The organism is Pseudonocardia sp. (assembly GCF_050246655.1).
Classification (GTDB): Bacteria; Actinomycetota; Actinomycetes; order Mycobacteriales; family Pseudonocardiaceae; genus Pseudonocardia.
In genome coordinates, this window is record NZ_JBFWVQ010000040.1 from 41,186 (window position 1) to 49,685 (window position 8,500).

The window sequence follows — 8,500 nt, forward strand, 5'->3', positions numbered from 1 at the left end:
CCGGGAAGGGTAGCCATCGGATCGCCTCTGCTATCGGGCGGCGCGTTCCACCCGCCGCTTCAGGCCGTTCAGCGCCGTCTCGATGATCACCTTCTCGGCCTTGCGGCGCAGCATGCCGATCATCGGGATGTTCAGGTCGACCGCCAGCGCGTACGTGACGGTGGTCGCGCCCCCGTCGCCGACGAGCGTGTAGGACCCCTCCTGCGCCTTCTGCATCTGGCCCTTGACCAGGTGCCAGCTCACCGACATCCCGTCGGGGGCCCATGTGTAGTCCAGCGTGTAGGAGTCCTTGATCGGGCCGGCGTCCATCGTGAAGCGCACCCGCTCCGCGCGATCGTCCGTCCCGGTCGCGAGCACTTCGACCGTCTTGACCTGGTTCGCCCATTCCGGGTACGCCTCGAAGTCGGCGATCACGGCCATCACCTCGTCCGGCGGTGCGGCGATGGCGATCGAGGAGGTCGTCTGGTCGGCCATGCGTGCAGGCTAGCTACCAGCGCAGGACGTACGGCGTGGCGGTCCGGCGGAAGTAGCCGACGTTCACGCACTCGGTGCGCCCGACGCGCACCCGTGCGGCGAGGGGCTGGTGGACGTGGCCGAACAGCGCCGCCCGCGGCCGGTCGCGGTGCACCACCTCCAGCAGCGCGGCCGCCGACGACTCCGACGAGCGGGACCTCACGTCGTAGGCCAGCTCCGGCACCGCGGGCGGCACGTGGCTGCACAGCACGTCGACCTGCGACAACGCGCGGGTGGCCGCCTCGAACTCCTCGTGCGGGCGCAAGTAGGGCTGCCACGGACCGCGCCGCCGCACGAACCCGGCCCGCAGCGGCGCCCCGCCCACGAACCCGAACCGCAGACCACCGATGGTGACGACCTGCCCGTCCACGTGGTGCAGGTCCGGGCGGACGTACTCGTCCCACAGCTCGGGCATGTCGACGTTGCCCGCGATCGCGTAGGTGGGCGCGGTCATGGCGGCGAACATCACGTCGTACTGCTCGCGGACGGCGTCGGCGATCACCGCGGCCGGGTCCGGGAAGCGCGACCAGGCCTGCCTCGCGAACGCCATGAGCTCCCCCGGCGCCCCCGACGCGCGCAGCCGCCCGAACTCGGCGCTCGCGTCCGGCCCGAGGACGCGCCCGAGGATGCCGCCGGCAGGGTTCGCGTAGTCCACGAAGTCGACGAGATCGCCCAGCACCACGAGCGCGTCCGCGCCGTCCCCCGCCCGGGCCAGGGCCTCGGCGTGGCCGTGCACGTCGGAGACCACGTGCACGCGCATGTCCCGACGCTACCCGGGCGGCTCGCCCGGTGCCCGTCCCGCCTCCAGGCGGTGCTTCAGCGCGAACGCCAGCGCCTTCGCCGCATGCTGGCGCCTGCGCGCCTCGGCCGCGACCCGCCGGGCCGTCCGATCTCGACCCGGCCGGCCCGCCGGCAGCTCGGCCCGCAGGTAGTAGTGCAGGAGCGTGCCGTCGAGCACCGGCTCCAGCCACACCTCCATGCTGCCGACCAACGCACCCGTGGCCGTCCAGCGCAGGCCCTGCGCGCCGCGGTCGGCGACGACCTCCAGGTCGAGGTCCGGCCACAGCTCCCGCCAGCGCGCGGGGCCCGCGAACTCCGCCGCCACCACCTCGGGCCGTGCGACGACGAACAGCTCGTCCACCACATCGATCGTCGCGTTCGCCGTCTCCTTCGACCTCGCCTTCGACCTCGCCCTCAACCCAGCCACGGGCGCCATCCTCGCGAAACGGTCACGGCGATCGCGTCCGACCTGCCCGGAAGTGGTTTCCGGCCGGTAGGTTCCTCACGGGGTACCGGAGCGCGGCACGGATCGGTGCCGCAGGGTGGTGGGGAGGACGGGCGTGGCGGTTCGGGAGTTCAGCGTGCCGGCGGTGGTGACGGTCGGGGACGGCGAGTCCCTCTGCGACGCCGTGTTCGACCACGCGGGCAACCACCCCGGCGCGGTCCTGTTCCGCCGCCACGGTCCGGACGGCTGGTCCGACGTCACCGCGGCCCGGTTCGCCGCGGAGGTCACCGACATCGCGTCGGGGCTGCTCGCCGCCGGCATCGGGGCGGGCGACCGCATCGCGCTGCTCTCGCGCACCCGCTACGAATGGACGCTGCTCGACTACGCGGTCCTCACCGTCGGGGCCGTCACCGTCCCGATCTACGAGACCTCCTCCGCCGACCAGATCGAGTGGATCCTGTCGGACTCGGGCGCCGTGGGCGTCGTCGTCGAGACCGACCGGCACCGGGCCCTCGTCGAGGAGGTCGCGGGGTCGCTCGCCGAGCTCAAACACGTCTGGCAGATCGAACCGCGGTCCACCGGCGACACCGAGGTTCCCGGCGTCGTGGACGAGCTGACCGCGCTCGGTGCAGACGTCTTCGAGGACGAGGTCATGGCCCGCCGGCGCGCCCTCCGCGCGGACGATCTCGCCACGCTCATCTACACCTCCGGCACCACCGGGCGCCCCAAGGGTTGCGAGCTCACCCACGGCAACCTGCTGTCCGAGGTCAAGATCGTCGCCCAGTGCCTGCCGGACCTGCTCACCGTGGGCGGGTCGGTGCTGCTGTTCCTGCCGCTGGCGCACGTGTTCGGCAAGGTCATCCAGTGCGGCGCCCTCCACACCCGCACCGTCGTCGGGCACACGGCCGATGTGAAGGAGCTCCTCGGCGACCTCGCCGCGTTCAAGCCCACGTTCCTGCTGGCCGTCCCCCGCGTGTTCGAGAAGGTCTACAACGGGGCCCGCCAGCGCGCGCACAACGACGGCAAGGGCGCCATCTTCGACACCGCGGCCGACACCGCGGTCGCCTGGAGCGAGGCCCAGGACACGGGCGGCCCGGGGGTGGTGCTGCGGCTCAAGCACGCGCTGTTCGACAAGCTGGTCTACGGCAAGCTGCGCGCCGCCGTCGGCGGGGAGGTGCGCGCCGCCGTGTCCGGCAGCGCCCCGCTCGGTGCTCGCCTCGGGCACTTCTTCCGCGGCATCGGCCTGCCGATCTACGAGGGCTACGGCCTCACCGAGACCTCAGCGGGCATCACCGTCAACATGCCCGGCGCCCAGCGCATCGGGACGGTCGGGCGCCCCGTGCCCGGCTGCGGTGTCCGCATCGCCGAGGACGGGGAGATCCTGCTCACCGGCCCCATCCTCTTCCGCGGCTACTGGCGCAACGAGCAGGCGACGGCCGACGCCGTCGAGGACGGCTGGTTCCACAGCGGCGACATCGGGCAGCTCGACGACGCCGGCTACCTCACGATCACCGGCCGCAAGAAGGAGCTGATCGTCACCGCGGGCGGCAAGAACGTCGCGCCCGCCGTGCTGGAGGACCGGCTGCGGGCCCACCCGCTGGTGGGGCAGTGCATGGTCGTCGGCGACCAGAAGCCGTTCATCGGCGCGCTCATCACCATCGACCCGGAGGCGCTGCCCGCGTGGCGCGAGCGCAACGGCAAGCCCGCCGGGGACAGCGCCGCCGACCTCGTCGACGATCCCGACCTGCGCGCCGAGATCGGCGCCGCCGTGCACGAGGCCAACAAGGCGGTGTCGCGCGCCGAGCAGATCCGCGAGTTCCGCATCCTGCCCGCGGACTTCAGCGAGGCAGGCGGCGAGATGACACCGACGATGAAGGTCAAGCGCAACATCGTCGCGGAGAAGTACGCCGGCGAGATCGAGTCGATCTACACGGGAGCGAGGAAGCCGGCCTGACCCGACGAGGCCGCCCGCGTGCAGGCTCGGCGGTCAGGCACCGGCCCGGGCGCCGGCCAGGAGTCGGTGCAGCCGCTCGACCAGCACCGGCCACGTCCATTCCTGCCGCATCCACTCCCGCCCGGCCGCACCCATCACGCCGGCCCGGTCCGGGTCGGCGAGCAGGCCCGCCACGGCATCGGTGACGGCGTCCAGGTCGCGCCCGCCGACGACGTGCCCGGTGCGCCCGTCGCGCACCGTCTCCGGGGCACCGCCGGAGTCGCCCGCCACCACCGGCAGCCCGCTCGCGGCGGCTTCGAGCAGCACGATGCCCAGGCCCTCGACGTCCAGCCCGCCGCCCCGGGTGCGGCAGGGCAGCGCGAACACGTCCCCGACAGCGTGGTGGGCGGGCAGCTCGTCCGCGGGCACGGCGCCGGTGAACACGACGTGGGCGGACACGTCGTGCTCGGCCGCGAGGCGGCTCAGCCGGTCCCGGTACGGCCCGTCGCCCACGATCAGCAGGCGCGCACCCGGCACCCGCTCCCGCACCCGCGGCAGGATCCGGACCAGGACGTCCTGGCCCTTGCGCGCCACGAGCCGTGACACGCACGTCACGACCGGAGCGTCGCCCAGGCCGTAGCGGCGGCGCAGCTCGACGCGGGCACCCGCGTCCGGCCGGAACACGTCCGTGTCGATCCCCGACGGCAGCAGCTCCAGCGCGGCACCCGGGCCGAACGCGCCCGCGAATCGGGAGCGTGTGTACCGGGAGACGACGGTGATCGCGTCCGCGTCGCGCCCGATGCGCCGCAGCGCCTGCCGCGCCCCGGGCAGCATCGACCAGCCGACCTCGTGGCCGTGGGTGCTCGCCACCACCCGCCCGATGCCCGCGTGCCGGCGCAGGTGGGGGCCGAGCAGGGCGAGCGGGGCGGCCGCGCCGAACCACACCGTCGTCGCGCCGTGCTCCCGGGCGAGCGCGACGGCGCGGCGCGCGACGTCCGGGACGGGCAGCATCAGCGACGTCGGATGGCGATGTACCGGATAGCCACGGGTGGCGTCGAACTCCGCCGCCCCCGCCCACGCGGGTGCGTAGACCGCCAGCTCATCGGGCGGGAGCCGGTCGGCCAGCCGGTCGACGAGGCCCTGCAGGTACTGCTGGATGCCCCCGGCGCGCGGCGGGAAGTCGTTGGTCACGAGCAGGGTGCGCGGCACCCGGCGACGCTAGGGCATCCGCCGCGGCCGCTCCCGACCTGGTCCGCCGACCGGCGACGCCGGGACGTCCCTCCTCACCCGGCCGCCGCCCGTCGCTCCTCCTCCCCGTCGTCCGAGTCCACCGCGGCCTCCGACTCCTCGGGGCGGCAGGCTCGGGGGGCCACCAGCCGCAGCCGGGGAACGAGCCCCTGGTCGGCCAGGACGTCCAGCGCGCGGCGCTCGGACACGTCCAGCTGCACCACGGACGTGCCCTCCGTCCCCGGCACCCCCAGCAGCACGCCGACGACACAGTCCCCGCACGCGACCGGGCGGACGTCGCAGCTCTCGCAGTCGATGATCACGTCGCTTCCTCCAGCGGTCGGTCGATCACTGGAGCGGACGCTACGACGCCCCACCGACAATCCTGGTTGCCTGCGCCCGGTGGACCAGGGTTCAGGGCCGGACGAGCCTGGCGAGCAGCACCGTCGACGGCACGGCGTGCGCGCCGCGCCTGCGCACCGACTCGACGACGGCCCGGTCCGACGTCGCCACGACCACCGGGCGGCCCTCCGGCTCGGCCGCGACGAGCGAGCGGATGACGTCGTCGGCCAGCACCCCCTTGTCGCTGAACAGCACGCGCACCCCGCGTGCACCGCGCACCGGCGCGCTGACCAGGCCCGCACCGTCGAACACCACGGTGACCTCGACACCGGTCCGGGCGGCGAGCGCCCCGAGCTGGCCCACGAGCCTGGCCCGCTGATCGGCGAGCGGGAGCTCCGGATAGCCGGTCTTCGAGACGTTGTAGCCGTCCACGACAAGGTGCACCGACGGGATGGCGAGCAGCGCGTCGAGCGCGGCGAGGTGGTCCGACGCGGTCTCGGCGCCCGCGGCGCGCACGCCCGCGACGAGATCTGCCGGGCGCGGGCCCCCGCCACCCAGGGCGAGCTCGCGGCGCAGCCCCGCGACCGCGCCGCCGAGCGTGTCGATCAGCAGCCCCAGCCGGACCTCGTCGGCCTGGCGGGCCTCGCGCGCGGCCTGGCGCGCCGCAGCGACCTCACCCGCCGCCCGGTCCGCGCGGCGCCGCTCGCCATCCGCGCGCTCGCGCTCGCGCCGCAGCTCCTCGCGCATCGCGGCCAGCTCCTCGTCCGCCACCCGGCGGGCGTGCTCGGCCGTCTGCTCGGCACCCGCCTGGGCGTCCAGCGCCGCGCGCAGGCGGGCCCCCTGCTCGGAGACCCGTCTGCGGAGCTGCTGGTAGTCGGCGTCGCGGCGGCCGTCGACCGAACGCACCTGCGAGCGCGCCTCCGCGAGCTCGGACCGCAGCCGCTCCAGCTCCGTCGACAGCTTGTCGACCCGGGCGAGTGCCGTGTCGCGCTCGGCCCGCAGCTCCGCGGCGTCCGCACGGCGGGCCGTCGCGGCGACGGCATCCGCGGCTTTCTCGTCGCCGGCGAGCACCGCGGCCGCCGCGGCGGTGAGCGGATCGTCCGCGCCGACCGTCAGCTCGCCGGGGCGGTGCTCCGCCCACCACGCCAGGACGGTGGCCCGGAACGCCGCCGACGAGGTCAGCTCGGCGAGCAGCAGGGCCGCCCCCAGCCGCGCGCGCTTCGCCGGGGTGAAGCGGGCCAGCCTGCGCAGCGGGACCGGGACGTCGGACTCGGGCAGCGCACCGACCGCCGTCGCGGCGACGTCGGCCAGCCGCGCGCGCAGCGGCTCGGGGAGCCCGTCCCACGCCACCGACTCGGACATCGCACCAGGTTACGGCCGCGCCCGCGGGGACGGACCGCTGGCGGTCGCGGTCGCGCCACGCACGGACTGTCGGTGGGCCCCGCTAGCGTCCGCGCCGTGCTCCCCGCCCCGACCGCCCAGCTCACCTTCGACGAGATGGGCACGCCCCTGCGCGAGGTCACCTTCGTCGTGCTCGACCTGGAGACCACCGGCGGCTCGGCGGGCGAGGACGCGATCACCGAGGTCGGCGCGGTGAAGGTGCGCGGCGGCGAGATGCTGGGTGAGCTCTCGACGCTGGTGGAGCCCGAGGGCCCGATCCGCCCGGGGGTCGTCGCGCTCACCGGCATCACGAGCGGCATGGTGCGCGGCGCGCCGCCACTCGCCGCGGTCCTGCCCACCGTGCTCGAGTTCCTCGGCGGTGCCGTCCTGGTGGCGCACAACGCCCCGTTCGACTCGGGGTTCCTCCGCGCGGCCTGCGAACGGCACGGCTACCCCTGGCCGCGCCCGCCCGTGCTGTGCACGGCCCGGCTGGCCCGGGCCGTGCTGTCCGTCGCGGAGGCGCCGAGCGTGTCGCTGGGGTCGCTCGCCCTGCTCTTCGGCTGTGCGTCGCGGCCGGTGCACCGCGCGCTCGCCGACGCGCGCGCCACCGTCGAGGTTCTCCACCACCTGCTCGAACGCATCGGCAACCTCGGGGTGCAGAGCCTGGAGGAGCTGCTGGCGCTGGTGCGGGACTCGGCGCGGCACCGGCCTTCGCAGCGGGTCCGCGCGCGCCGCCACCTCGCGGAGGCGCTGCCGTCGGCGCCCGGGGTCTACCTGTTCCGCGGGGCCCGCGACGAGGTTCTCTACGTGGGCACCAGCGGGGACGTGCGCAGGCGGGTGCGCAGCTACTTCACCGCGGGCGAGCGACGGCGCCGGATGCGCGACATGGTCGCCCAGGCCGAACGCGTGGACGCCGTGGAGTGCGCGCACGCGCTGGAGGCGGCCGTGCGTGAGCTGCGGCTCATCGCGGCGCACCGGCCGCGGTACAACCGGCGCTCCCGCAATCCCGGACGGACGTGGTGGGTCGCGCCGACGGTCGAGCCGTTCCCCCGCCTGTCGGTGGTCACCACGCCCCGCGCGGGCGCGCTCGGCCCGTTCCCGCACCGGCGGTCCGCCCTCGCGGCAGTCGACACGCTGCTGGACGCGCTGCCCCTTCGCCCCTGCACCCAGCGGATCCCGGCCCGGGACGCGGCGGCGGGTCCCTGCGCCATGCACGAGCTGGGCCGCTGCGCCGCGCCGTGCGCGGGGCGGCAGACGGCGGCGGAGTACGCCCCCGCCGTGGCCGCGCTCGCCGCGCTCGTCGAGGGCCGGGAGGACGCGCCGCTGCACGCGCTGGCCGCCGAGGTCCACGCGCTGGCCGGACGGGAACGCTTCGAGGCGGCCGCGCGCCACCGCGACGGGCTCGCGGCGCTCGTCCTGGCCCTCGGACGGGCACAGCGCCTCGCCACGCTCGCGGGCCTGCCCGAGGTGGTCGCCGCCCGCCCGGACGGCGACGCGGGCTGGGAGATCGCCGTCGTGCGCCACGGGCGGCTCGCGGCGGCGGGCACGGCGCCCCGCGGCGTCCCCCCGCGCCCGGTCGTCGCCGAGTTGTGCCGCGGCGCCCAGGTCGTCCTGCCGGGGGACGGGCCGCTGCGCGGCGCACCCGCGGAGGAGGTGCGGCTGCTGCACCGGTGGCTCACCGAGGGCGGCACCCGGCTGGTCGCCTGCGACGCCGCATGGGCCGAGCCCGCGCGGGGCGCCGCCTCGTGGGAGGCGTGGGCCGAGCGCGCCCGGCCGCTGGGGTGAGCGCATGCACTAGAGTCACGGCCGTGATCACGGCGATCGTCCTGGTGCACACCGCTGCCGACCGGATCCCCGAGGCCGCGCAGGCCATCGCCGAC

At 75.6% G+C, this 8,500-nt stretch carries 8 protein-coding genes; 2 read left to right on the forward strand and 6 right to left on the reverse strand.

Translation table 11 applies throughout. The features are described 5' to 3' along the window. Positions 1-30: 30 nt before the first annotated feature. The 3 genes from AB7J25_RS15070 to AB7J25_RS15080 are packed head-to-tail and all read right to left on the reverse strand — an operon-like array spanning position 31 to position 1,720. Positions 31-474 (reverse strand): SRPBCC family protein, encoded by a 444-nt coding sequence (locus AB7J25_RS15070; RefSeq protein ID WP_428509370.1) that lies wholly within the window; start codon positions 472-474, stop codon positions 31-33. Between the two features lie 13 nt (positions 475-487). After that, complete coding sequence (locus tag AB7J25_RS15075) at positions 488-1,273, reverse strand: metallophosphoesterase family protein (RefSeq protein ID WP_428509372.1); 786 nt, start codon at positions 1,271-1,273, stop codon at positions 488-490. A 9-nt stretch (positions 1,274-1,282) separates the two neighbouring features. Beyond that, complete coding sequence (locus AB7J25_RS15080) at positions 1,283-1,720, reverse strand: polyketide cyclase / dehydrase and lipid transport (RefSeq protein WP_428509374.1); 438 nt, start codon at positions 1,718-1,720, stop codon at positions 1,283-1,285. A 133-nt stretch (positions 1,721-1,853) separates the two neighbouring features. On the opposite strand from AB7J25_RS15080, the gene AB7J25_RS15085 reads away from it, so the two are divergent. Beyond that, on the forward strand, positions 1,854-3,692 hold the full coding sequence (locus AB7J25_RS15085) for an AMP-dependent synthetase/ligase (protein WP_428509376.1): 1,839 nt from the start codon (positions 1,854-1,856) through the stop codon (positions 3,690-3,692). 33 nt (positions 3,693-3,725) lie between these two features. On the opposite strand, the gene AB7J25_RS15090 is transcribed toward AB7J25_RS15085, so the two are convergent. From AB7J25_RS15090 to AB7J25_RS15100, 3 genes are all read right to left on the reverse strand, one after another. Beyond that, entirely contained in the window at positions 3,726-4,880 is a 1,155-nt protein-coding gene (locus tag AB7J25_RS15090) for a glycosyltransferase family 4 protein (RefSeq protein ID WP_428509378.1), read from the reverse strand. A gap of 74 nt (positions 4,881-4,954) precedes the next feature. Continuing rightward, positions 4,955-5,221, reverse strand: coding sequence for a hypothetical protein (locus AB7J25_RS15095; protein ID WP_428509380.1), 267 nt, complete (start codon positions 5,219-5,221; stop codon positions 4,955-4,957). A 91-nt stretch (positions 5,222-5,312) separates the two neighbouring features. Continuing rightward, positions 5,313-6,602: an NYN domain-containing protein gene (locus AB7J25_RS15100; protein ID WP_428509382.1), complete on the reverse strand. Its 1,290-nt coding sequence runs from the start codon at positions 6,600-6,602 to the stop codon at positions 5,313-5,315. A 96-nt stretch (positions 6,603-6,698) separates the two neighbouring features. On the opposite strand from AB7J25_RS15100, the gene AB7J25_RS15105 reads away from it, so the two are divergent. After that, entirely contained in the window at positions 6,699-8,405 is a 1,707-nt protein-coding gene (locus AB7J25_RS15105) for a DEDD exonuclease domain-containing protein (RefSeq protein WP_428509384.1), read from the forward strand. Positions 8,406-8,500: the final 95 nt, after the last annotated feature.

What these genes read in the sequence shown, in the direction of transcription:
- AB7J25_RS15070 (WP_428509370.1), bottom strand. Translation starts at nt 474, where the DNA reads ATGGCCGACCAGACGACCTCCTCGATCGCCATCGCCGCACCGCCGGAC.
- AB7J25_RS15075 (WP_428509372.1), bottom strand. Translation starts at nt 1,273, where the DNA reads ATGCGCGTGCACGTGGTCTCCGACGTGCACGGCCACGCCGAGGCCCTG.
- AB7J25_RS15100 (WP_428509382.1), bottom strand. Translation starts at nt 6,602, where the DNA reads ATGTCCGAGTCGGTGGCGTGGGACGGGCTCCCCGAGCCGCTGCGCGCG.